This is a genomic window from Herbaspirillum sp. WGmk3 (genome assembly GCF_023952535.1).
Classification (GTDB): domain Bacteria; phylum Pseudomonadota; class Gammaproteobacteria; order Burkholderiales; family Burkholderiaceae_D; genus Herbaspirillum; species Herbaspirillum huttiense.
The window spans coordinates 449,092-470,115 of sequence record NZ_JAKYWT010000001.1 but is presented as its reverse complement, the minus strand read 5'-3'; the positions used below and the strand labels follow the sequence as shown (position 1 = coordinate 470,115).

At 59.4% G+C, this 21,024-nt stretch carries 23 protein-coding genes, 1 tRNA gene and 1 pseudogene; 8 read left to right on the top strand and 17 right to left on the bottom strand.

Annotated elements, in window-relative coordinates:
• Positions 1-50: 50 nt before the first annotated feature.
• Both MKD49_RS01925 and MKD49_RS01920 read right to left on the bottom strand, forming a co-directional pair.
• Positions 51-1,859: a methyl-accepting chemotaxis protein gene (locus tag MKD49_RS01925; RefSeq protein ID WP_252695294.1), complete on the bottom strand. Its 1,809-nt coding sequence runs from the start codon at positions 1,857-1,859 to the stop codon at positions 51-53.
• Between the two features lie 250 nt (positions 1,860-2,109).
• Entirely contained in the window at positions 2,110-2,883 is a 774-nt protein-coding gene (locus MKD49_RS01920; RefSeq protein ID WP_371925421.1) for a YdcF family protein, read from the bottom strand.
• 146 nt (positions 2,884-3,029) lie between these two features.
• Between MKD49_RS01920 and MKD49_RS01915 the strand changes: the two genes are divergently transcribed.
• Positions 3,030-4,448 (top strand): HdeD family acid-resistance protein, encoded by a 1,419-nt coding sequence (locus MKD49_RS01915; protein ID WP_252695293.1) that lies wholly within the window; start codon positions 3,030-3,032, stop codon positions 4,446-4,448.
• A complete protein-coding gene (locus MKD49_RS01910; protein WP_252695292.1) occupies positions 4,445-5,293 on the top strand; it encodes an alpha/beta hydrolase in 849 nt (282 codons plus the stop codon). Before MKD49_RS01915 ends, MKD49_RS01910 begins: the two co-directional genes overlap by 4 nt.
• A gap of 137 nt (positions 5,294-5,430) precedes the next feature.
• Here MKD49_RS01910 and MKD49_RS26405 read toward each other — a convergent pair whose 3' ends face one another.
• The 3 genes from MKD49_RS26405 to MKD49_RS01900 form a co-directional block, all read right to left on the bottom strand.
• A complete protein-coding gene (locus MKD49_RS26405) occupies positions 5,431-5,562 on the bottom strand; it encodes a hypothetical protein (protein WP_256497413.1) in 132 nt (43 codons plus the stop codon).
• A gap of 680 nt (positions 5,563-6,242) precedes the next feature.
• Positions 6,243-6,662 carry a hypothetical protein gene (locus MKD49_RS01905; RefSeq protein ID WP_039784805.1) on the bottom strand — a complete coding sequence of 140 codons (420 nt, stop codon included), beginning with the start codon at positions 6,660-6,662 and terminating at the stop codon, positions 6,243-6,245.
• A gap of 35 nt (positions 6,663-6,697) precedes the next feature.
• A complete protein-coding gene (locus MKD49_RS01900) occupies positions 6,698-7,297 on the bottom strand; it encodes a gamma-glutamylcyclotransferase (protein ID WP_252695291.1) in 600 nt (199 codons plus the stop codon).
• Between the two features lie 238 nt (positions 7,298-7,535).
• Here MKD49_RS01900 and MKD49_RS01895 point away from each other — a divergent pair, with 238 nt between their 5' ends.
• A complete protein-coding gene (locus tag MKD49_RS01895; RefSeq protein ID WP_157845704.1) occupies positions 7,536-7,679 on the top strand; it encodes a hypothetical protein in 144 nt (47 codons plus the stop codon).
• A gap of 71 nt (positions 7,680-7,750) precedes the next feature.
• On the opposite strand, the gene MKD49_RS01890 is transcribed toward MKD49_RS01895, so the two are convergent.
• From MKD49_RS01890 to MKD49_RS01875, 4 genes are all read right to left on the bottom strand, one after another.
• Positions 7,751-8,818: a quinone-dependent dihydroorotate dehydrogenase gene (locus tag MKD49_RS01890; RefSeq protein ID WP_252695290.1), complete on the bottom strand. Its 1,068-nt coding sequence runs from the start codon at positions 8,816-8,818 to the stop codon at positions 7,751-7,753.
• A gap of 153 nt (positions 8,819-8,971) precedes the next feature.
• Positions 8,972-9,700, bottom strand: coding sequence for an arginyltransferase (locus MKD49_RS01885; RefSeq protein ID WP_034341208.1), 729 nt, complete (start codon positions 9,698-9,700; stop codon positions 8,972-8,974).
• Positions 9,701-9,820: 120 nt separating this feature from the next.
• Positions 9,821-10,564, bottom strand: a complete 744-nt coding sequence (gene aat, locus MKD49_RS01880; RefSeq protein ID WP_252695289.1) for a leucyl/phenylalanyl-tRNA--protein transferase — start codon at positions 10,562-10,564, stop codon at positions 9,821-9,823.
• A 17-nt stretch (positions 10,565-10,581) separates the two neighbouring features.
• Complete coding sequence (locus MKD49_RS01875) at positions 10,582-11,148, bottom strand: NUDIX hydrolase (RefSeq protein ID WP_252695288.1); 567 nt, start codon at positions 11,146-11,148, stop codon at positions 10,582-10,584.
• 200 nt (positions 11,149-11,348) lie between these two features.
• Here MKD49_RS01875 and MKD49_RS01870 point away from each other — a divergent pair.
• A tRNA-Met gene (locus MKD49_RS01870) sits at positions 11,349-11,425 on the top strand.
• 115 nt (positions 11,426-11,540) lie between these two features.
• Here MKD49_RS01870 and MKD49_RS01865 read toward each other — a convergent pair.
• Positions 11,541-11,801, bottom strand: a complete 261-nt coding sequence (locus MKD49_RS01865) for a tyrosine-type recombinase/integrase (protein ID WP_252695287.1) — start codon at positions 11,799-11,801, stop codon at positions 11,541-11,543.
• A 53-nt stretch (positions 11,802-11,854) separates the two neighbouring features.
• Between MKD49_RS01865 and MKD49_RS01860 the strand changes: the two are divergent.
• Positions 11,855-12,240 (top strand): annotated as a pseudogene (locus MKD49_RS01860) (capsid portal protein); the annotation flags it as partial.
• Between the two features lie 155 nt (positions 12,241-12,395).
• Here MKD49_RS01860 and MKD49_RS01855 read toward each other — a convergent pair.
• The 3 genes from MKD49_RS01855 to MKD49_RS01845 form a co-directional block, all read right to left on the bottom strand.
• Positions 12,396-12,650 carry a hypothetical protein gene (locus tag MKD49_RS01855; RefSeq protein WP_252695286.1) on the bottom strand — a complete coding sequence of 85 codons (255 nt, stop codon included), beginning with the start codon at positions 12,648-12,650 and terminating at the stop codon, positions 12,396-12,398.
• A gap of 71 nt (positions 12,651-12,721) precedes the next feature.
• Positions 12,722-13,036 carry a hypothetical protein gene (locus MKD49_RS01850; RefSeq protein WP_252695285.1) on the bottom strand — a complete coding sequence of 105 codons (315 nt, stop codon included), beginning with the start codon at positions 13,034-13,036 and terminating at the stop codon, positions 12,722-12,724.
• A 143-nt stretch (positions 13,037-13,179) separates the two neighbouring features.
• The gene (locus tag MKD49_RS01845; protein WP_252695284.1) at positions 13,180-13,536 is read right to left on the bottom strand and encodes a hypothetical protein; all 357 of its coding nucleotides are present in this window, start codon (positions 13,534-13,536) and stop codon (positions 13,180-13,182) included.
• 423 nt (positions 13,537-13,959) lie between these two features.
• Here MKD49_RS01845 and MKD49_RS01840 point away from each other — a divergent pair, with 423 nt between their 5' ends.
• Positions 13,960-14,436, top strand: a complete 477-nt coding sequence (locus MKD49_RS01840) for a hypothetical protein (RefSeq protein WP_252695283.1) — start codon at positions 13,960-13,962, stop codon at positions 14,434-14,436.
• A gap of 31 nt (positions 14,437-14,467) precedes the next feature.
• On the opposite strand, the gene MKD49_RS01835 is transcribed toward MKD49_RS01840, so the two are convergent.
• From MKD49_RS01835 to MKD49_RS01825, 3 genes are all read right to left on the bottom strand, one after another.
• Positions 14,468-14,692 carry a hypothetical protein gene (locus tag MKD49_RS01835; protein ID WP_252695282.1) on the bottom strand — a complete coding sequence of 75 codons (225 nt, stop codon included), beginning with the start codon at positions 14,690-14,692 and terminating at the stop codon, positions 14,468-14,470.
• Between the two features lie 220 nt (positions 14,693-14,912).
• Positions 14,913-15,836, bottom strand: a complete 924-nt coding sequence (locus MKD49_RS01830) for a GGDEF domain-containing protein (protein WP_252695281.1) — start codon at positions 15,834-15,836, stop codon at positions 14,913-14,915.
• Positions 15,837-16,130: 294 nt separating this feature from the next.
• The gene (locus tag MKD49_RS01825; protein ID WP_252695280.1) at positions 16,131-17,765 is read right to left on the bottom strand and encodes a methyl-accepting chemotaxis protein; all 1,635 of its coding nucleotides are present in this window, start codon (positions 17,763-17,765) and stop codon (positions 16,131-16,133) included.
• Positions 17,766-18,476: 711 nt separating this feature from the next.
• Between MKD49_RS01825 and MKD49_RS01820 the strand changes: the two genes are divergently transcribed.
• Positions 18,477-18,725: a hypothetical protein gene (locus MKD49_RS01820; RefSeq protein WP_121042233.1), complete on the top strand. Its 249-nt coding sequence runs from the start codon at positions 18,477-18,479 to the stop codon at positions 18,723-18,725.
• A gap of 79 nt (positions 18,726-18,804) precedes the next feature.
• On the opposite strand, the gene MKD49_RS01815 is transcribed toward MKD49_RS01820, so the two are convergent.
• Positions 18,805-19,296 carry a response regulator gene (locus MKD49_RS01815; RefSeq protein WP_252695279.1) on the bottom strand — a complete coding sequence of 164 codons (492 nt, stop codon included), beginning with the start codon at positions 19,294-19,296 and terminating at the stop codon, positions 18,805-18,807.
• A gap of 518 nt (positions 19,297-19,814) precedes the next feature.
• Here MKD49_RS01815 and argE point away from each other — a divergent pair.
• Complete coding sequence (gene argE / locus MKD49_RS01810; protein ID WP_252695278.1) at positions 19,815-21,017, top strand: acetylornithine deacetylase; 1,203 nt, start codon at positions 19,815-19,817, stop codon at positions 21,015-21,017.
• The last annotated feature ends 7 nt before the right edge of the window (positions 21,018-21,024 follow it).

The window sequence follows — 21,024 nt, the reverse complement described above, 5'->3', positions numbered from 1 at the left end:
ATGAAAAAAGCCCGCATGAAGCGGGCTGGTGTTGCGCAAGGCAAGGGGGCTCAGAAGGTTTCCCAATCTCCTTCATCGTCGCCCGCAGGCAGGCGCGAGGGTTTGGCGGCAGGCTTGGCTGCGGGTGCGTCCGCCTTGGGCGCGGCTGCTGCAGCGGGTTTGGCCGGGGCGGCCTTGGGTGCTGGAATGGTCGCACGTGCCGCCGGAGCCGCTGCCGGCTTGCGCGGCGCAGCGCTCGCCGACGCGGCAGGTGCCGGGCGTGCGGCCGGCTTGACCGCCGCCGGTGCAGCCGCAACGGTGCGCGCCTGGCTGCCATCAATCTGGAAACGTCCGACCAGACCGGCCAGGGTGGTCGCCTGATCCTGCAGCGATTGCGCCGCAGCCGCGGCTTGCTCCACCAGGGCGGCGTTCTGCTGCGTCCCCTCATCCATCTGCGTGATGGCACGGCCGACTTCGGCGATGCCGGCGCTTTGTTCCTGGCTTGCCGAGCTGATTTCCCCCACGATGTCGGTGACGCGGCGCACGCTGGCCACCACTTCGGTCATGGTGGCACCGGCCTGTTCGACCAGCTTGCTGCCGGTATCGACCTTGGCCACCGAGTCATCGATGAGCGACTTGATCTCCTTGGCGGCCGAGGCCGAACGCTGGGCCAGTGAGCGCACTTCCGAGGCCACCACCGCAAAGCCGCGTCCCTGCTCGCCGGCACGGGCGGCTTCCACTGCCGCGTTCAGCGCCAGAATGTTGGTCTGGAAGGCGATGCCGTCGATCACGCCGATGATGTCGGCAATCTTGCGCGAGCTGTCGGTGATGCCTTCCATGGTCTGCACCACCTGGCCGACCACGCTGCCGCCCTGGATCGCCACTTCCGATGCCGATTCAGCCAGCTGGTTGGCCTGGCGCGCGTTGTCGGCATTCTGCTTGACGGTGGCGGTCAGTTCTTCCATGGCCGAGGCAGTTTCCTCGATGGAGCCGGCCTGTTGCTCGGTGCGGCTCGACAGGTCGAGGTTGCCGCTGGCGATTTCCTGGCTGGCAGTGGCGATGGTGTCGGCCGAAGTCTTGATGTTGGCGATGGTACTCAGCAGCGAATCGCGCATGCTGCGTACTGCGTAAAGCAGGCTGCTCTGGTCGCCCGGTGCGGTTTCGATGTTGGGGGTGAGGTCGCCTTGGGCGATGCGGTTGGCGACCTCGGCCGCCTTGGCCGGATCGCCGCCAATGGTGCGCAGGATGCCGCGGTTGATCACGATCACCAGCGCTATCAGGGCCGCCGCCACCACGGCAAAGAGGATCGCCATCTGTGTCAGCGTACGCATGAAGGCGGCGTTGATGTCATCCATGTAGGCCCCGGTGGTCAGGTTCCAGTCCCAGGGCTGATAGGCGATCACGAAGGAGGTCTTGGGCACCGGTTCGGCCGCCCCGACCTTGGGCCACAGGTAATTGACGAAGCTGCCGCCGGGCTGGCTGCCGGCCTTGGTGATCTCGACGAACAGGTTCTTGCCGGCCGGATCCTTGAAGTTGGTCAGGTCCTTGCCGTCCAGTTCGGTCTTGATCGGATGCATGACGATGATCTGCGCCGAGGTGGAAATCGAGAAGTAGCCGTCGGTGCCGTAGCGCAGGCTCTTCATGGCGGCTTTGGCGCGTTTTTGCGCTTCTTCCTTGGTCAGCGCGCCGGATTCGGCCAGCGCGCCATAGCCCTTGACCATGGATAGCGCGGTCTGGCCGATGTTGGTGAGGTCGTTCTTGCGCTCTTCCAGGCGCACATCGCGCACCATGACGGCGCTGAAGATGGATATCGCCAGCAGTGCGATGAGGCTCAAACCGAGTGGCAGCCACAGTTTTTTACTGAAGGACAACTGGCCCATGATGATATCTCCCATTGTGTAGAGGCGCTCGCTGGCATCGTTGTGCCGGGACGATGGCACCTGGCCTGGCGGGCCGGGTACATCGCCTTGCGTGAGCTTGTTGTTGCTAGGTCAAGTAGTGTGCACGGGCGTTTACGGACGAAATGCGCGCGACCTTGTCACTCTACGCCGCTGTCGTTGTGCTGAATGGCGGAACAAGAGGCGCAAGGGCATTCATTTTATGGGTTGGCTTGTGCTGCAATCCTTGTTTTCACTGCCCCACGGCGCGCCTGAGGCTGTACCACAGCTGGCCGACCCACTCGCGCAGGGCGTAGCTGGCCAGCTCCAGGTTGCCGGCGCGCGGCAGGTAGTCGGTCAGGCGCGGGCGCGACCGCCCGGCGAACACGGTCGGCGCGGCCTGCACCTGCAAGCCGGTATACGCAAAGACGCGCATGGCGCGCGGCATGTGGATGCTGTCGGTCACCAGCAGGATGCGTTCGATGCCGTCAGCCTTGAGCATGGCGGCGGAATAGCTGGCGTTCTGGGCGGTGGTATCGGCGCGCGTTTCCTGCCAACGCACCGGCACCCCGAAGTCGCGCTGCAGGTTGCGCGCCATCAGCGCGGCTTCGCTTTCGGGCGAGCCGTCGGGGCTGCCGCCCGTGACCAGGATCGGCAAGCCGGTGCGGCGCGCCAGATAGGCCGCGTATTGCAGGCGCTTCATGCCGATGGCGGTGGAGTCATCGCTGCCGCCGTATTCCGGTGCCTGGTCGATCCGGCCCGATCCCAGGACGACGATGGCTTGCGCATTGCCGGCGCTGGCCAGTGGCGCATATTGCGCTTCCAGTGGCCGGATCACCCACAGGGCCCCGATGCGCGTACTGAGTACCAGCAGGATCAGGGCCCCCAGCAGCATCAGGGCCAGGCCTGTGCGGGGCGCGCGACGGCGTAGCCAGAACCCGGCCAGACACATCAGGAAGGGCGAGACGGGCGGCAGCAGCAGGCTGCTGGCAAGGGCGGAGATCAGGACCGGCAAGGACATGGACATGGGCGGCAGCAAGGGAAGACAGCCCGGCATTGTGCGCGATTGCGCCCGCTTCGGCCAGCCTTGCGGGCAGGGCGATTTGCCTCGCCGCAGGGAATCCCCCAGAATGCGGGATCGCAAAGGGAAGGGCGCATGCCCCGGAGAATGCCGTGATACGACTTGTCTTGTTATTGCTGGGTGCCGATTTCATTCGCCGCAACTGGCATGCGCTGGCCGTGGCCGGCCTGGCCTGGGGTGCCGTTGGCGTCTCGCTGATGATCGATGCGCTTGATGGCGTGCTCAATTTCCCGCTGACCCTGTTCGGTTATCTGCTGCTGGTGGAAAGCCTGGTAACGCTGTGGATGGCCAATAGCGGCGTGGGAGCACAGAAGACACTGCGCTATGCCAAGGGCGGACTGTTCCTGCTCATTGCGGTGCTGGTCATCACCCAGCACCAGGCCAGCAACATGGCGCTGGCCATGCTTTTTGGCATTGCCTTCACCATCGGCGGCTCGCTGCAGATCACTTCGGCGCTGGTGGTGCGCTTTCCGCGCTGGCGCACGGCCATGTTCGGGGGGATCGTGCAGATCCTGCTGGCGATCTTCTTCTTCCAGCCTTACCCGACGCATTACAAGGGCACGGTACCGTATTGCCTGGCGCTGGGCCTGATCTTCGGCGGCTGGAACATGATCTGGCTGGCGCTGCGCAGCCGCATGCTGCCGCAGCAGGCCTCGGCCGATGTGCTGGTTGCGCGCAACAGCGGCGATGACCGCCCGTTCGATGCCGGCTTGCATGACGGTGCGCCTGACCTGCAGGCGCAACTGGGTGCCGGGGCGCCGGCCCCGGCAAAGCCGCCTTCCGGGGCACAGCCCCCGCTGACCGTGCACGTGTGGACGCCCGCCGGCAGCGCCAAGGGCCCTGCCCGACGGCAGCCGCTGATCGACCGCTACATCGCCGCCGTCGACAACCAGGGGGTCATCTCGACCGGCCATGCGGCGCTGGAAATCCTGCCCGAGCTCTACATCAGCCTTTATCCGGCCGAAGAAATCGACCGCTCGCCGGACCAGTTTGCCCGCCTGCTGCGCGCCACGGCCGACAATGACGTCAAGGGCCGCTACCTGACCGACTACCGCAGCGAAGCCGCCGCCTGGTGTGAATCGACCGAGAAGATCGTTTTCCGTGATTACCGCCGCGCCTCGCTGGACCGCTTCTGGCAGCACTACCGCCAGACCGAGATTTACAACCTGACCTATCGCAACTGCTCCAGCACCGTGGCGCATGCGCTGGAGGCCGCGCTGGAAGGCGTCATCGGCGGACGCGACCGGCACTGGTTCAATGCGGTCAGGATGATGTTCACGCCGGAGATCTGGGTCGCCAGCCAGATCCGCAAACGCGCCGTGACCATGGCCTGGACCCCCGGCATGGTGCTGGACTATGCCCGCGCGCTGCGCGCCGTGGTGCATCCGCGTCCGCTGTCCTGGGCCGCATCGCTGCACCTCGCCCTGCGCCAGAGCCGCCGCCTGCGCAAGGCCTGGCGCACCGCGCGCCGCCAGGCCGACGTCAATTCCACTCTTCTCGACAAACCATGACGCTTCCCCTCCCGGTACAGGAACACTGGATCGACGCCGCCGACGGTACCCGGCTGTTTTGCCGCGACTGGCTGCTGCCCGGGGCCACTTCGGCCGTGCAGATGGTGCATGGGCTGGGCGAGCACGGCGGGCGCTATGCCGCGCTGGCGCACTTGTTCAATGCAGCGGGTTGTTCGGTGCGCATCTGCGACCATCGCGGCCATGGCAATTCAGGAGGGCGGCAGGGCAGCCTGATCCAGCCGGATGACCTGCTGCGGGACCTGAAGCAGGCCTTCGATGACTTCAGCCGCCGCACCCAGTGTACGCCGCTGCTGTTCGGCCACAGCATGGGCGGGCTGGTGGCGGCGCGGTTTGCCACTGGTGGTTTCAGTCCGGTGCGGGCACTGGCGTTGTCTTCGCCGGCCCTGGCGCTGGATCTGTCGGGCTGGCAGCGGTTGCTGCTGAAGGTGTCGTCGGCCATCGCGCCGGGGCTGGCCCTGCCGACCGCCTTGCCGGCCGAGCGCATCTCGCACGATCCGCATGAGGTCCGGGCCTACCGGCAGGACCCGCTCAACCACGGCAAGATTGCGCCGCGCATGCTCAATTTCATGCTCGATGCCATGCGCCATGTGGCGCGCGATGCCGCCCAATTCACGCGGCCGGTGCTGTTGCAGGTGGCGGGAGACGATGCCTTCGTCGCCCCGCGCGGCAGCCGGGCCTTCTTCGAGGCGTTGCCGGGCGAGCGCAAGACGCTGCACTGGTATGCCTCGGCCTATCACGAGATCTTCAACGAAGAAGCCGGGCTGCGCGAGCAGGCCATGCACGATTTGCGGGAGTGGCTGGGGCAACTGCCGCCTGCGGAGTAAAAACCGGACAAAGCAGGCGGGATGGAAAGATGAACGCTGAAATCAGCGTGAAGAAGGGTTCAGGATTTAACCTGAAATTACGCATGTAAAGCGCCGTGACGGGCTCCGCCAGGAGCCGATCCGGCGCTTTTGTTCATTCAGGGTTGCCCGCTGGGAACGTTGATGAACTGGCAGCGGCTGTCAAAGCCGACGAAGCCGGGCGCGCAGGCGCAGCCTTGCACGGCCAGCAGCAGGGCGGAGGCGGCGAGGAGAGAGGCAAGTCGCTTCATGCTTCACTTTCGTTGCGTTGGCAAAGCTTGCGAGTGTAATGCGCTGCAGCAGCTTTGCAAGTGAGGCCGCGACCTGACATTTACCTGCAGGCGGCTACCAACATTGCACCAGGGAACATCACCCAGATATCAATAATGATGATAATGGTGCAATTTTGCGCCAGAATGGTGCGGATCATGCGGCCGATCCGGACCAAAAGAAAAAGCGGCTTGTCAGCGTTGCAACGCGACAATGACCGCTTTCAGGACTGCTCCGGGATGCCAGCGGATCTCCTTGCGGAGACCGGCGATCACCCGGCCAGGAGGCTGCTTACTTGACCGAAATCAGGTAGCGCGCGACCATGGCGCCGATGAGCAGGGTGTACGGGAGGATGTCGGCGACGATGTTCATGGTGAGCTCCGTGAGGAAGAAATTGATCTGTTGCATTGCAATATATTCGCTTCACGGGCGTGCTTCCACTTTTGAATCCCAATACCAGTTATCTGATTTGTGAATAATGTCGCCTTGCGTCGTCAGGGGCGTCCGGATTTAAAAAATATTTCCTTTTAAATCAATGGCTTGATAATTCCGTCTGGCCAGAAGCGACCAGCCCCTGTGATACGGTGTGTCGTCCGTACCACAGGGGCTGAAGTGTAAAACTGCGCAATCCGTCGCAATTTGTTGCGTCGGAGGATCAGGCTTACTTGGCCAGTTGCAGGTTCAGGCCGCGCAATTCGGTACTGATCTGTATCTGGTAGCTGCCGCCCTGGGCGACTTGCAGGGTCAGCTTGTCGGTGGTCGGCCCGGCATTGCTGCCCAGGCTGTTGACGCGTTTGACGCTGAAATCGTAGCTGCCGGGCTTGAGCCAGATCGACAAGCGCTCGCCACCGGCGATCTGGGCCAGCACGACATCGTTGATGGCCAGTTCCAGCATGTCATTGTTGAGCAGGCCGGCGGCGCGCGTGAAGCTGATCTGCGACAGGCCGGCGGCCTGTTCGGTCATGCTCTTGATGTAGACGCGGGCGGCCGGGATGTCGCCGCTGGCGGTGCGTTCCACCGGGGTGGTGCAGGCGGTCAGCGCCATGAGGAGGGTGAGGCTGGCAGCGAGGGACTTGATCATGTTCTTCTTCCTTGTGGGCGTGTTCAATGCGGTGCTCAGGGGCGAGGGGCAGACGATAGCACGGCTGGCTGCCCGGTCAGTTGCAGCAGATGTTGTTCGATGGCGAACACGTGGCGGTCTTCGGCACCCAGTTCGCGCAGGGCCTGGGCCAGTTTGAGCAGGTATTCGCTGTTGCGGCCGCTGGGACCGGCCGCACCGGCGATCTGGCGCGCGATCTCCAGTTCACTGGCCGGGCCGGCGAAGGCTTCATTGTCCTCGGCGGCGATGTAGATCAGGCCTTCTGCCGCCTGGCCGTCCTCGAAGCGCATGGTGGTGGCCAGGCGCAGATAGCCGTTCTTTTCGCGATGATCCAGATGGGCAAAGACTTCTGGCGTGATCAGGTAGGCCATGCCGGCACAGTCGGCGCCTTCTTCAGGCACCAGGGTCACGACCCGGCCCGGTGCCTCGGCGGTGCCGCGGTGATCGTGCGAGCCTTGCCAGAAGCGTCGCGCCCAGCCGGTGATGTGGGCCGGACGGCGTTCCAGATAGGGGAAATCGGCCTTGAAGATGATGGAGCCGTAACCGAACAGCCAGACGCTGGCCTGGTCATCGAAACGGCGCATCTGGCGGTTGATGGCGATGGTGTTGACGGACATGGAGACTGAGCGGGGCGACGGCCGGGCGTCGGAAGTTTGCCATTATAGAGGGGAACGGGCAGGCGTTTTTGAGCGAAAACTTTCAGGGATAGTCATCGAATTCTGAACTTTTGCGCATAAAATGCAGCCTGCCGGCCCCCCTGCTGGCCGCAACGGTCCATGCGGCGGCGCTGTCCGCCTGCCCTTGGGAGGGGAGTGCGGCCATCCGGGGCCTCATCCGAATCTTCAGGGGAATATCATGCGTGTCGTCGTCATGCTGCTGACGCTGGTCGTCGGTGTTGTGCTGGCCGGTTGCGAAAAGACCGACTTTGAAAAGAAATCCGAATCCGATGCCAATGCGCGCCGGATCTTCAATCTCAAGAAGGAGTCGTCCAAGGACTGAACGCGGCGATTTCCCAAAGAAGAACAGCAGGCACGCGGCCTGCTGTTTTCATTTGCGCGCGACGGATGGTTTCAGTGATGCGCGGCGACCGGGCCCTGCGGGGCGCGCAGGGCCTCGGCACATTCATGCACCAGCGCCGGTCCCTGGTAGATCAGGCCGGTGTAGAGCTGCACCAGTGAAGCGCCGGCATCGATCTTGGCGCGCGCATCGGCACCGCTGAAGATACCTCCCACCCCGATGATGGGCAGGGCGTCGCCGATTTCCGCCTTCAGGCCACGGATCACCTGGTTGGACAGTTCCAGCACCGGCTTGCCCGACAGGCCGCCGGCTTCTTCCCCATGCGGCATGCCTTGCACGGCATCGCGGGTGATGGTGGTGTTGGTGGCGATGACGCCATCGATCTGGTGACGCAGCAGCGCGTCAGCAACATTCTTCACTTGCTCCAACTCCATGTCCGGCGCGATCTTGAGCACGACGGGCACGTAGCGCCCGTGGTGATCGGCCAGGCGGCGCTGGGCCGACTTCAGCTGCGACAGCAGGGAATCCAGTTCAGAGGCCCCCTGCAGTTGGCGCAGGTTCTTGGTGTTCGGAGAAGAAATATTCACCGTCACATAGCTGGCGTAGGGGTAAACCTTTTCCAGGCAGGCCACGTAATCCTCGGCGGCGCGCTCGATGGGGGTATCGGCGTTCTTGCCGATGTTCAGGCCCAGCACGCCCTGACGCTCTTGGTAGAAACGCGAGGATTGCACATTGGCCACGAAGGCATCCACCCCGCCATTGTTGAAGCCCATGCGGTTGATCACTGCGTTGGCGGCCGGCAGCCGGAACATGCGCGGCAGCGGATTGCCCGGCTGGGCGCGCGGCGTGACCGTACCGACCTCGATGAATCCGAAGCCCAGTGCGGCCAGGCCGTCGATGTAGGCGCCGTCCTTGTCCAGCCCGGCGGCCATGCCGACCGGATTGGGGAAGGTGATGCCCATGACGGTACGCGGATCGGCGGCCGGCTTTTTGGTGACGAAGTCCGTCAGGCTGTAGCGCGCGGCACAGCGCAGGGCGGGCAGCACCAGATGGTGAGCGGTTTCAGGTTCCAGAGAAAACAGCAGCGGGCGCGCGAGTGCGTAGAGGAATTTGTCGGACACGATGGGACGATCAGGAAAGAAGAGGGCCAAAAAAACTGCCGCTATTCTAACGCGTGCCACCGCCCATTCCCTGCCTTGGCGGAGTAGTTGCCCCCAATTTGATCCCGCTACCCCTGTTTTTGCAGACGTTGCGCCACAAAGGTGAAGCTTGCTTCAGCCTTCCAGCAGGCTCCATTCCCCTTCATGGAGGGCTTCCAGCGGCTGGTAGTTGGTTTTGTAGGCCATTTTCTGGCTTTCCTTGATCCAGTAGCCGAGGTAGACGTAGGGCATCTCCAGCTGGCGCGCCTGTTCGATCTGCCACAGGATGTTGTAGGTGCCGAAGGACGCTGCGGGCAGGTCGGGATCGAAGAAGGTGTAGACCGAGGACAGGCCGTCATTGAGTACGTCGATGATGCTGACCATGCGCAGGGTGCCGTCAGGCTCGCGGAATTCCACCAGGCGGGTATTGACCTTGCTCTGCAGCAGGAACTGCGCGTACTGATCGCGGCTGTCCTGATCCATGCCGCCGCCGGCGTGGCGGGCGCACTGGTAGCGCAGGTAGAGCTCGTAATGTTCGTGGGCGTAGGTCAGGTTGGTGACCAGGGTTTGCAGGCCGCGATTGCGTTCCCAGGCACGGCGCTGGCTGCGGTTGCGTTCGAAGTCGGCTACCCGGATGCGTACCGGGGTGCAGGCATTGCAGCCGTCGCAGTAGGGGCGGTACGTAAAGATGCCGCTGCGGCGGAAGCCGGTCTTGACCAGTTCCGAGTACACATCTGCATTGATGAGATGGGAGGGGGTGGCCACTTGCGAGCGGGCCTGCTGGTCATCGAGATAGCTGCACGGGTAGGGCGCGGTTGCATAGAACTGCAACGTGGAGAACGGCAAGTCTTTGAGATGCGTCATGTGCGTCCTGTCCTGTCTTGCGGGAGGCCGGCGGCGAGGTCTCTGCTGCCCCGTGCGGTCCCTGGAGTCAGGTTCCAATTTACACCATTTTGATACCTGCAGTGAAGAACCGCGCCAGGCTCAGTCGCGTCGGGCCGACGGGATGCCGTGCTCCAGCAGGTTCAGCGGCTCCCAGCCCCGTATCTGAGGCCACTGGATGGCTGCGCGCAGGTGGCGCAGGAAGTCGCTGCGGGGGATCGGGCGTGCGCCCAGCGAGGCCAGGTGTGAGGTTTCCTGCTGGCAGTCGATCATCTCCACGCCGTGGCTGCGCAGGAAGAACACCAGATGCGCCAGCGCCACCTTGGAGGCGTCGCTCACGCGGGCGAACATGGATTCGCCGTAGAACATGCGCCCGATGGAGACGCCATAGGCGCCGCCGACCAGTTCGCCGTTGAGCCAGACTTCGGAGGAGTGGGCGTAGCCGGCGCGATGCAGGCCGGTGTAGCCGGCCATGATCTCGGGCGAGATCCAGGTGCCCTGTTCATGGCGGCGCGGTCCGGCGCAGCCTTGCATGACCTGTTCGAAGACGGTATCGAAGGTGACTTGCCAGAGGCCGTCGCCGTGGCGGCTGCGTTCGATGCGGCGCAGGGTCTTTTTGAGGCTGTCGGAGACGGCGAAGTGATCGGTGCGCAGGACCATGCGCGGATCGGTACTCCACCAGAGGATGGGCTGGCCTTCGGAGAACCAGGGGAAGATGCCATGGCGATAGGCTTCCAGCAGCCGCTGCGGCGACAGGTCAGCGCCCGCCGCCAGCAGCCCGGCCGGGTCGGCGAGGGCGCGGGAGACATCGGGGAAGGGCGTATCGAGGTCCAGCCAGGCGATCATCCGCGTGCTCCTGCGGATCAGATCATGCGGCGGCGGATGTCTTCGGTGTGCAGCGTGAAGCTGCCTTCACCGTTGCGCACGTTCTTGAGATCGGCAAAGAAGGCGCGCAGGGTGAATTCCACCGTGGGGAAGGCGATGTCCTGCCAGGGGATCTGGTCTTCTGTATAGAGGGCCACTTCCAGGCTTTCGACACCGGCCTGGTAGTCGAGGTCGAGCAGGGTGGCGCGGTAGAAGAGGTGGACCTGGTGTACGTGGGGCACGTTGACCAGGGAGAACAGTTCGTGCAGTTGGATGTGCGCGCCGGCTTCCTCTTCGGTTTCGCGGCGGGCGGCGTCTTCGGTGGTTTCGGCGTTTTCCATGAAACCGGCCGGCAGGGTCCAGTAACCGAGGCGCGGCTCGATGGCGCGCTTGCAGAGCAGGACCTTGGTTTGGCCATCCTGATCCCAGACGGGGATGGAGCCGACCACCATCTTTGGATTCTGATAATGGATTGCACCGCAGTTGCCGCACACATGGCGCAGCCGCGTGTCATCGGGAGGGATCTGCAGGGAGACTGTGTGGCCGCACTCGGAACAGAATTTCATAGAGGCTCGGAAGGTGTCTGTCTATATATATAGTAGGGAAGTGCCCTTGGTGCATTTTCCTGCTGCGGCGACAGGGCGTTGGGACGCTGGTCTGGACGGCTGCGGGAAGCTGTAATGCGGTTAGGAGTGTATCACTGTAAAAAGATTGCAGAAAATGTTTGCATTCCGATTTTACCTGCCCTATAATTGTTTTCTTCAGACGCGGGGTGGAGCAGTCTGGCAGCTCGTCGGGCTCATAACCCGAAGGTCGTAGGTTCAAATCCTGCCCCCGCAACCAAATGCACTAAGGCGAAAGCCTTGCAGATAAAGGCCTCTAACGGTACCGCGTTAGAGGCCTTTTGCTTTTGCGTGACTCTGCAAAAACGGCCTGCGTGACTTTTGCGTGACCTTGTTCAGCCGTTGACCACGCGCAAGATCGTCATCCTCTTCCGCGTGAGCTCGACCTTGTTGGCCTGGTCGACCAGGCGCTCGACCGTTCCAGTCGCGTAGTGCTCGGGCATGCTCTTGCTGGCGTGGCCCAGCAATAGCGCCCGGTCTTCCTCGGAGACGCCGGCGGCGCGCAGGCGGGTGCCATATGTGTGCCGCAGGTCATGCACGCGCACTTGCGGCAATTTCGCCCGCTCGCGCGCCTGGTTCCCGCCGTTGTTTCCCATCTCCACGATCCGGCCGCCCCGATAGGGGAAAAACGTACTTGAGCAACGTGGCTGATGTGGACAAGCTGCGCGAGGCCATGCGCAACAGCAAGGGGCCGGGGAATTTTCGGAATTTGTTTCTCTATGCGCCTGGCGGGAAGAGGGGTGGGGGCAGATTCTGCCGGTGGCGGAGATCGCGGCCAAGGATGAATTCTTCAATATCAAGAACTGCACGCGGGATAATGTGCTGGCCGCGCACCGGGTGCCGCCGCAGTTGCTGGGGACGATGCCGAATAACACCGGAGGGTTCGGAGATGTGACGAAGGCGGCTGCTGTGTTTGGGCGCAATGAGATTGAGCCGTTGCAGGGACAGTTTCTTTGTTTGAATGAGTGGGCCGGTCAAAAGGTGGTCCGCTTCCGTCCCTATCAACTTCCTGCCAATGAGGGAAGACAACCATGAGCGATCACGCCGGCAACGCGGACGGCAGAATCTATCGAACCATCGCAGTTGGTCTCGCCGTCGCAAGAAGAGCTCCAGGATAGGAAGTTGCTACGCTGGAAAATTCACGGAGATTCAGGACTGGCAGCAGTCGCCCCCAAAGTGGACACAGGAATTTACTGGTCGTGCTTCGGCAAGAAGTCGTCAATCTCTTGATCGGCAGCTGCCCATTTGGGACCACGCGCTTCATACATGCTCACAAGCCCAAGTAGTTCTATCAAACTTTCGGCCTGAAAACTCATGCCGTCTTTCTCGGCGTACCAGCCGTCATTTCCGGTTGCGGTAACGATGTAAGCCTTCTGGCTGAGGACGAGGTAGGCCGGGACTTCCACGTTTGCAGCCGCGCACAGTAAAGGTTGGGCTTGAGCCATACATATACTCCAATAAGTCCGAGGTCTGGTTGTCTGAAGGTCACCTACGTCCGCTGCTGGCCGATTGCGGACTATCTATCGCTGACAATATCTGTCAAATCGTAGTAGAAGGCTGGATACGCATCATGAGAGGCGTAATAACAAACGAACTCAGCCTTCGTTTCCCTTGAACTGCGCTTCTTGCTCATCATTTCCAGCAACTCGACTATGCCGTCCGTTTCGAGAAAATAAACATAGCCTTCTTGCTTGACGTGCGCAGGAATCCCCCCGTTACTTTCCATCTGTACTATCACAGCCTCACAACTTTGATGAAATGGTTCACGAGCACATACGACTGAATTTTCCGGCATCTGTGCCGAGAGGAAGATCGCATCAACAAGCTTCATTGGTAATGATAGAAAAAGACCTTTGGTAGGTAAGTAGCATCCGGTAATGGCCGATTGCGGACATCTTAGCTCAAAGAACAATGGGGGAGCTGAACGTGGACTTCTCGCCGAACTGATTGTCCATGTTCGCTGAAATGCACCGTTCATTGCCTGCCGTCGCCACTCTGCTTGAAAAACCTCTCCCGCGAAGTCTCCAGCAAAGGCGTCACCGCTTGCACGCAGAGCCGGGCCTGCGCGAACTCCACCACCCCGCGTTCGGTCTGCCGTCGCTCGATCCCCTTGATGACCATGCGAGAGGCCTTGATGGCATCCACCTGGACATCCACCAGCTCCACGATGACCTCGCCGCTGTCACGCTGCAGCCGGGCACCTTTGGTCGGCCGGTGGCGGTCGCCATCCTCGAAGACGCCCACGCGCAGCTCCCCGATGTTGCGCGCCTCATCGCCCAGCAGCTCGCAGGCAATCTCCACGCCGTTGCGGCGCATCTGATAAACGATCACTTGTCCTGCGCCAGTAGAGACAGAAAAAATTTTAGACAATACGTGCTACTTCGAAGGCAAGGCATATCCGAGTGGCAGGTTTGTAAGGATAGATGGCGGTCTGATCAACGAATGCATATACGACGCGACCATCAGTAAATCATTGTGGTTCAAGCCGCGATAGTAAATCCAAGCTGCTCCCCGAGATGATCTCCCTGCTTTCCTATCTTCGCGCATTCCAATGCAGCGCGACTTTTAGGGCCTATCCTTGGTAATCAATTGGTGTGTCTTGACGTGCAGGCATTTCATATGTCACGTCATGAAATGCAAGATGTCTCGGAAATTGAAGCGTTTAAATCTTGGAACGCCTTGCAGATTTCAGTTGTAATAAAAATGCGACAGCACGAAACAGAGCGGTAACCTAGCCATTGCATGATGTTTTCCATGGCCCAGCGATTGACGGGGCCACTACCTGACCAGGAGAAAACCATGCGCCGCTTTTTGATTGCTATCATGTTGATGTTCTCGTTGAATGCATACGCAGCCGATCGTTACGATGGCATCCCTGAGCGTTTCTTGTCTCTGTATCAATCCGGAAAGCCGATGGAAGCGCTGGACTACCTCACGAAGACATCTCCCTATGCGAAGGAGCTTTCTGACCAGATCCGGAGTCTGCGCGAAGTGGTCAAGACCTACCAACAGTCAATGGGGAAGTTCGGTGACGCCGAGATGATCTCGGAACGTACCATCGGCACCCGTTACGTCTACATGAAGTACATGTTGAACTATGAACGCCAGCCTGTTCTGTTTGAACTGACTCTGTACCGCTTCAAGGATCGCTGGGCTTTGCAGAATGTTTCTTTTAATGCCAACTTCAGCGAGGAAATTGCACGCGAGTCGAACGCTACAACGGCGAAGTAATGTAGATGAGGTTGTAAAGGCCAACGATGATTTAGAGGAAAACCCCTACTGGAGTTTTCCTCATTTTTATTCTTGATGAATCTTGCTTGTTTTCCGAGATGATCTCGCGGACCTCTTTGATTTTGGCCTGATGTAGAGCCGCGGCACGTTTCGCACTTTGCTTGATGGTGTAAGTTCGTTTGAGCGTTTTCATATTGTGGACCTTGCTAACCAGCTCAATGCCCTTGTTGTTCTTCTTTTTGGCTTTGTCCGCCACTTCGCTTTCACGCCGGTGATGCCTTCCTCCGGATCATGATCGAGCTAGCGCTCAGTGTCGCCCGCTTGGGTTTTTTTCTTGAACGCGATGCGCAAAGTAAAGCCGCTTCCCGTGATGCAATGCGTGACGGTCTTCGACCACCATTCCGTAGCATCGATCTCTTCCTTGGGGCCAGAAACCACTACAGGCGACTGCGGCATGATCCTGGTAACACCTTGAGCTACCGGCCAGATTTTCCTTCGACCCGATTGCGACCGTTCGCTTTGGCGCGATAGAGATGTTGATCAGCCTCAAAAAGCAGGTTCTCGGTCGAGATGTTGCTGGCAATCTCCAAGGTGGACACGCCGATACTGACGGTGATAGTCCCGAAAGAAGATCCATTGTGTGGAATTGCGAGATCTTGGATTGCTTGTCTTAGTCTTTCACCAAATATCAAAACATTATTTGGAGACATGCCAGGCAGAATGCATACAAATTCTTCCCCTCCGTATCTCGCGGCCAATTCATTCGTCGATTGAATCAATGCGCTGATCGTGGCCGCTACGCGTTTTAAGCAATGATCTCCCTGTATATGCCCGTATAGATCATTGAATGCTTTGAAATAATCGACGTCGATAAGAACCAAAGAAAAAGGAATGTTCTGTTCTAGCGCACGTTGAAGCTCTCTTTTAAACACCTCATCAAAATAGCGTCGATTCGCTATTTGGGTCAGGTCATCGGTAATGCTCAGCAAATAGATTTGCTTGTTCAGCGCGAGCAGTGAGGCTTCAGTACGCTTCCTTTCAGAGATATTTCGAACGATAGAGCAATTAAATTTTTTTCCTTCAAATTGAACCAGGCTTGCATTCACTTCGATTGGAATAATCTGGCCAGATTTGTTCCTGTTGGTCGTTTCCAAACAAACGGACTGCTTTATCTCAAGCTCCTTCCAATGATCTTTCCAGCGTACCTCGTCAAAGTCTGGATCAATATCACAGACTCTCAATTGACTTAGCTCTTGAGATGTAAAGCCTAAAAACTCTGTGGCAGCCTTATTGACGAATACGTAAAATCCGTCTTCATCGAGCCAAATAATCATGTCGCTCACTGCGTCAATTGAATATAACGCTAGCTCGGCACCAAGTTCCGTTAATGTCGATCTCATTTACTTATACGCCTGATGCCTCTGCAATGCTGCCGGAAAAATTGGGTAGTCGACATTATATTTAAATTTCTTTGAGACATCCTTCGCTCCAAACAGCGGAATAAATGGCTTTGTTATGCTCGGTTGCGTTGTTTTACCTTTATTTGAAATTCCGAATAAAAGGGGGGGGAAGAAGTCATGTTGACGCTACCCCCATTATTGGTGATGTGATCCCGTCAAAAAAAGCCCCGCACGAGGCGGGGTGAATTGCCAGTGGTATGTCAGCACTGGCAAGGGGTTCTGTACGGTGCGTCTCTATCGGGGCAGTCCTGCTGGATGCGGAGTGATATCCACACTGTTGCGTACCAGAGTGGCAACCGCCGCGGTGGCGTGGCGCACGTCATTGCCGCTGAGTTTGAAGATGCCGACGGTCTCCTGCAGGCGGCTGGATTGTTCCTGCAATGATTGGGCGGCAGCGGCGGCTTCTTCTACCAATGCTGCGTTCTGCTGCGTTACTTCGTCCATCTGCACGATGGCCTGATTGATCTGCTCGATGCCATCACTCTGTTCTCCGCTGGCAGCGGTGATTTCGGCGACGACATCGGTGACGCGTTTGACGCTGGCGACCACCTCGTGCATAGTCGCCCCCGCCTGTTCCACCAGCCGGCTGCCGTTTTCCACACGCTCGACCGAGGTATCGATCAAAGCCTTGATTTCCTTGGCGGCTGCAGCACTGCGTTGCGCCAAGGTACGTACTTCGGAAGCCACCACGGCAAAGCCACGTCCCTGTTCTCCAGCTCGTGCTGCTTCCACTGCAGCATTCAGGGCCAGGATATTGGTCTGGAAAGCGATGCCATCGATAACCGTGATGATGTCTACGATCTTGCGTGAGGCATCATTGATCTGGCTCATGGTCTGAACTACCTCACCCACCACGCTGCCACCTTGCACGGCGACCTGCGAGGCGCTCGCGGCCAGGGTGTTGGCCTGACGGGCATTGTCGGCATTCTGCTTGACGGTAGAGGTGAGTTCTTCCATCGCCGAGGCGGTCTCTTCCAGTGCACCGGCTTGCTGTTCGGTCCGCGAGGACAGATCGAGGTTGCCGGTAGCAATCTGGCCCGACGCGGTGGCAATCGTGTCGGTACCCTGGCGAACCTCGGTGACGATGCGATGTAGGTTCTCGTTCATGGTTTTGAGTGACGACAGCAGCGCGCCCGTTTCATCCCGGGAGGTGGCGGCGATCTGCACAGTGAGGTCACCCGCCGCCACCGCGCTGGCCACCCCAACGGCTTCATTGAGGGGACGAATGATGGAGCGCGTGATCAGGATGGCGCAGGCCGTCGAGAGCACAATGGCGATGCAAGAGAGCACAACCATCAGATTGATGGCATCGGCCGATGCGGCATCACTTTTGGCCACGCTCTTGTCCATCAGCGACACCTGAAAAGCCGACATTTCCTTCAGTGCAGCGAAGAACTTGTCTTGCGCGGGAATGACTTCCTTGAAAAGGTAGTCGGCGGCCTCAGCCCTTTTCTGTAGCCGGATCATTTCGAGCACGTTATCCCGTGGCTTGGCATATTCTGCACGCGCGTCCCTGATGCGCTTGAATAACTCGCTGCCCTTCGGCGTATTGATGCGTTTTTCGAGATCAGCCAGGTGCTGTGTCACTTCGCTGGTATTGCTGACAGCACGCTCCAGGTACTTGTCGATCGTCGCCTGGTCCGGGGCAATGATCGCATTGCGAATCGCTCGCGCTGCAATGTTGACCTTCTCAGTGGCCTGATTGACCAGCGCGACTTTGACATAACGATCATTGACGATTTCATTTGTCGCATCGCTGATGGTCCACAGATTCTTCACACCAACGCCTGCAATTACGCACGTCACCAGGATCAGCGTGGCGAAGCAGATGCAAAGTCTCACGCTAATTTTGATATCGGTCATCTTCATAATGCCCCCTTAAATTGCCTCTTTCACGAGGCCTGATTAGACATGCGCATCTGATTCAGATGCATCGTCGTTGATCGAGCAGGGAAACTATACGACAAAAAAAGTATTTAAATCACTTTATTTGAGTTTTTTGTTGGATTTCTGTGTTACGTCAACCAAATGCTTGCTCAGCAAGAAACCTTCTATTGAGAGAAGAAACGGGATAAGCCGCAAATGCTGCATTTTTGGCAAATTTTAGCCCATTTTCACATCCCCTTGCCAAGCAACGAGGTGGCTTGCAATAGCAACCGCTCGGGGTAGTTTCCAATAAGAAAAACGGCTGTTGTTATGCTTTTAAAATATTAAAATTGATTTATTTGTTTTTTTGATCCGTATCGGGATTAAAGCCGATTTCGAGACCAGGACGGGTGCTATTGCTAAGGTTGTCCAGACGGTGCATGCGATTGGGAACAGCCGTTTTGCTTTACGTGACTTCCGATTCACTTTTTGGCCGTTGACCCTCAGTGAAGTTTTTTTCTCCTCGGCAGGTTCTTTTTCGTTTCTTGAAAATGCCTGTGTCAGTCGTTTCCCCGCCTCGGTCTGAAACCTGGAGTCGCTTCCGCCGCCGCCGTCAAAGAGAAGGGCCCTGGTGCACCTGAATCGCCTCTCGGCTGTGAGCAGCCCTCTTCGTGATAGCATCCGACACATTATTCACACCAAGGAAAGCCGCCCATGTCAGAACTGGAACAAGATCCCTGGATCGTCCGTGCCGAAGAGTTGAAAACGCAGATGGAATCGCTTCTCATCGCCCAGCTGGAAGAATATGAAAAGATGACCGCCAAGCTCGAACAGTGGAAGCAGAATCCCGGCGGCTCCTGGCTCACCGAGGCGGATTACCAGCCTTGGCAGGAAGCCCTCAAGAAGCTCGAAGCCGCGCAGCGCGAATTTGATGGCCACATCAGTACGCGCGTGAAGAAATAAGCATCACCTCGCCCGCCCATCGCGCGGGCACAAGAACAACGCCGTGAGCACTGAAGCACACGGCGTTTTTTCTTTCCGCTCAGGATGTTCCCGCTTCTCCATCCGCCTCCCCTGTGCCTGCACTTGCATTGGAAGTCGACGTTGAAGCCGATCGCCTGCGCCGCCGCTTGCTCCAGCGCCGCGCACGGTCTAGTACCACCTCCATGAACTGCTGGGCCGTCTCGGGTTTGAGCAGATATTCCACGGCTCCGGCTTCCAGCAAGGCAGGCATCTCCGGCGGATAGTCACTGTCCGGAAATACCACGATCGGCACCGCACGCGTGTCGCGGCCCGCCTTCATGGCCTGGATGAAGTCCAGGCCGTTGTTTTCCATCATGCCCGGGTCCAGAAAGATCATGCCCGGCAGCTGCATCTCGCCATCCGCACGACGCTGCAACAGTCCCTCGATGGCCGCGTCTGCTTCGTCAACCCACTGCAATACACAGTGAAAATTGTTGCGCCAGAGCGCAAAGCGCGCCAGCTCTACTGCTTCGCCGTTCGACTCAATCATCAGTATGATCGGCGGTTTCATGGTCTTGTCCTTCTCTTGTAGTGACCCTGATCACCATTCCTGTGCCGCGGGAATCCATGCTGGCCTCTGCGGGCGCTTCTCCGGGCACAAAACTTCATCTGCAGTCTGACAAAAATGCGAAAAAGCTCCTAGCAGGAAATTCCTGATAAGCGCTGTTGTCACTGTCTACAAGACGGTTGAGCGAGTTTCAATTGGCTCTGAAGGCAAATCCTTGCCGGCGGGCATCCAGGCCTCCGCCGTCAAGATCCTTCATCTCCCCAACCCCTATCTGCATTGCGGTGTAAGCTAAACCTTCATTGGCACGCCAGCGAACCCGGTTGCATCATGCAGTTCCCGTCAGGTGAGATTGTGAAAATCGGGGAATTGATCAGCGCGGGCACCGTTTGCCTGGACCGGCCGCTATGCCAGCATGCGCCCGCCGTGGCACGCCGCTTGCTGCACTTCTGAGGGAACATGCAGCCTGCTGTCCTGTTGACCGCTGGCCCGCCGTTCCGGATTTGAACAGGCACACCATCATCATGAATGCACCACTGACATCAGCCGCCGCGCAACCGACCGAGGCGACGCTGGACATCCTCAAGACCCTCATCGGGTTCAACACCATCAGCCGCGAATCCAACCTGGGCCTCATCGAATGGGTCCGCGATCTTCTCGAACGCCACGGTGCCACCACCCGCCTGACCTACGACGCCGAACGGCGCAAGGCCAATCTCTTTGCCACCCTGGGCGATACCGGTCCCGGCCGCTTCGGTACGGTCTTCTCCGGACATACCGATGTGGTGCCGGTCAAGGGACAGAACTGGGATACCGACCCTTTCGTGGCGCATGTGGCCGATGGCAAATTGTTCGGCCGCGGCGCTTGCGACATGAAAGGTTTCATCGCGGTCTGTCTGGCGCGCTTGCCGGCCATCGCACAGGATCGCCTGCACACACCACTGCACTTTTCGTTCTCTTACGATGAAGAAGTGGGCTGTCTGGGGGTGCGCGAGCTGCTGGCTGACCTGCAGCGTAACGACATCAAGCCCACCGGCGTCATCATCGGCGAGCCCACCATGATGCAGCCCGTGATCGCGCACAAGGGCAAGCGCTCCTATCGCTGCTCGGTGCATGGCCATGCGGCGCACTCGTCGTGTCCGCACCTGGGCATCAACAGCATCGACTATGCGGCCATGATGCAGCTGAAGATCCGCGAGATCGCGCTGCGCGTGCGCCATTCGGAAGCGCAGGATTACGACTTCGACGTGCCGTATTCCTCCATCGTCACCACGCTCTCCAATGGCGGCAACGCGCCCAACATCATTCCGGACAAGGCCGAGTTCGTCTTCGAACACCGCTTCCTGCCCGGTATCGATCCGGCCGGGGTGTTCGACGAAGTGAAGCGTTATGCAGAACAGGAAGTGCTGCCGCAGATGCAGATCGAAGGTGCGCAAGGACGCATCGAATTCGAAACGCTGACGGCCTATCCGGGCATGAGCACGTCGCCCGATGATCCGCTGGTGAGTTCGGCACTGCGCATCCTGGGTAGTGAACGCGCGCGCAAGGTCGGCTTCGGCACCGAAGGCGGGCTGTTCGGTCAGGCCGGCATGCCGGCGGTGATCTGCGGGCCGGGCGACATCATCCATGCGCACAAGCCCAACGAGTTCGTGACACTGGAGCAATTGGCCCGATGTGAAAGTTTCTTCGACAACTTCGTCGCTTCGGCGCATCTGAAGGCGGGTTGACCGCTCA

Excerpts from the sequence above, each read along its gene's own strand:
- MKD49_RS01875 (WP_252695288.1), bottom strand. The coding sequence starts at position 11,148 with ATGAAATTCTGTTCCGAGTGCGGCCACACAGTCTCCCTGCAGATCCCT.
- MKD49_RS01910 (WP_252695292.1), top strand. The coding sequence starts at position 4,445 with ATGACGCTTCCCCTCCCGGTACAGGAACACTGGATCGACGCCGCCGAC.
- MKD49_RS26405 (WP_256497413.1), bottom strand. The coding sequence starts at position 5,562 with ATGAAGCGACTTGCCTCTCTCCTCGCCGCCTCCGCCCTGCTGCTGGCC.
- MKD49_RS01850 (WP_252695285.1), bottom strand. The coding sequence starts at position 13,036 with ATGAAGCTTGTTGATGCGATCTTCCTCTCGGCACAGATGCCGGAAAAT.
- MKD49_RS01815 (WP_252695279.1), bottom strand. The coding sequence starts at position 19,296 with ATGAAACCGCCGATCATACTGATGATTGAGTCGAACGGCGAAGCAGTA.
- MKD49_RS01895 (WP_157845704.1), top strand. The coding sequence starts at position 7,536 with ATGCGTGTCGTCGTCATGCTGCTGACGCTGGTCGTCGGTGTTGTGCTG.
- aat (WP_252695289.1), bottom strand. The coding sequence starts at position 10,564 with ATGATCGCCTGGCTGGACCTCGATACGCCCTTCCCCGATGTCTCCCGC.
- MKD49_RS01855 (WP_252695286.1), bottom strand. The coding sequence starts at position 12,650 with ATGGCTCAAGCCCAACCTTTACTGTGCGCGGCTGCAAACGTGGAAGTC.
- MKD49_RS01830 (WP_252695281.1), bottom strand. The coding sequence starts at position 15,836 with ATGAGATCGACATTAACGGAACTTGGTGCCGAGCTAGCGTTATATTCA.
- MKD49_RS01865 (WP_252695287.1), bottom strand. The coding sequence starts at position 11,801 with ATGGGAAACAACGGCGGGAACCAGGCGCGCGAGCGGGCGAAATTGCCG.
- MKD49_RS01825 (WP_252695280.1), bottom strand. The coding sequence starts at position 17,765 with ATGAAGATGACCGATATCAAAATTAGCGTGAGACTTTGCATCTGCTTC.
- MKD49_RS01905 (WP_039784805.1), bottom strand. The coding sequence starts at position 6,662 with ATGATCAAGTCCCTCGCTGCCAGCCTCACCCTCCTCATGGCGCTGACC.
- MKD49_RS01820 (WP_121042233.1), top strand. The coding sequence starts at position 18,477 with ATGTCAGAACTGGAACAAGATCCCTGGATCGTCCGTGCCGAAGAGTTG.
- MKD49_RS01920 (WP_371925421.1), bottom strand. The coding sequence starts at position 2,883 with ATGTCCATGTCCTTGCCGGTCCTGATCTCCGCCCTTGCCAGCAGCCTG.
- MKD49_RS01925 (WP_252695294.1), bottom strand. The coding sequence starts at position 1,859 with ATGGGCCAGTTGTCCTTCAGTAAAAAACTGTGGCTGCCACTCGGTTTG.
- MKD49_RS01885 (WP_034341208.1), bottom strand. The coding sequence starts at position 9,700 with ATGACGCATCTCAAAGACTTGCCGTTCTCCACGTTGCAGTTCTATGCA.
- MKD49_RS01900 (WP_252695291.1), bottom strand. The coding sequence starts at position 7,297 with ATGTCCGTCAACACCATCGCCATCAACCGCCAGATGCGCCGTTTCGAT.
- argE (WP_252695278.1), top strand. The coding sequence starts at position 19,815 with ATGAATGCACCACTGACATCAGCCGCCGCGCAACCGACCGAGGCGACG.
- MKD49_RS01840 (WP_252695283.1), top strand. The coding sequence starts at position 13,960 with ATGGCCCAGCGATTGACGGGGCCACTACCTGACCAGGAGAAAACCATG.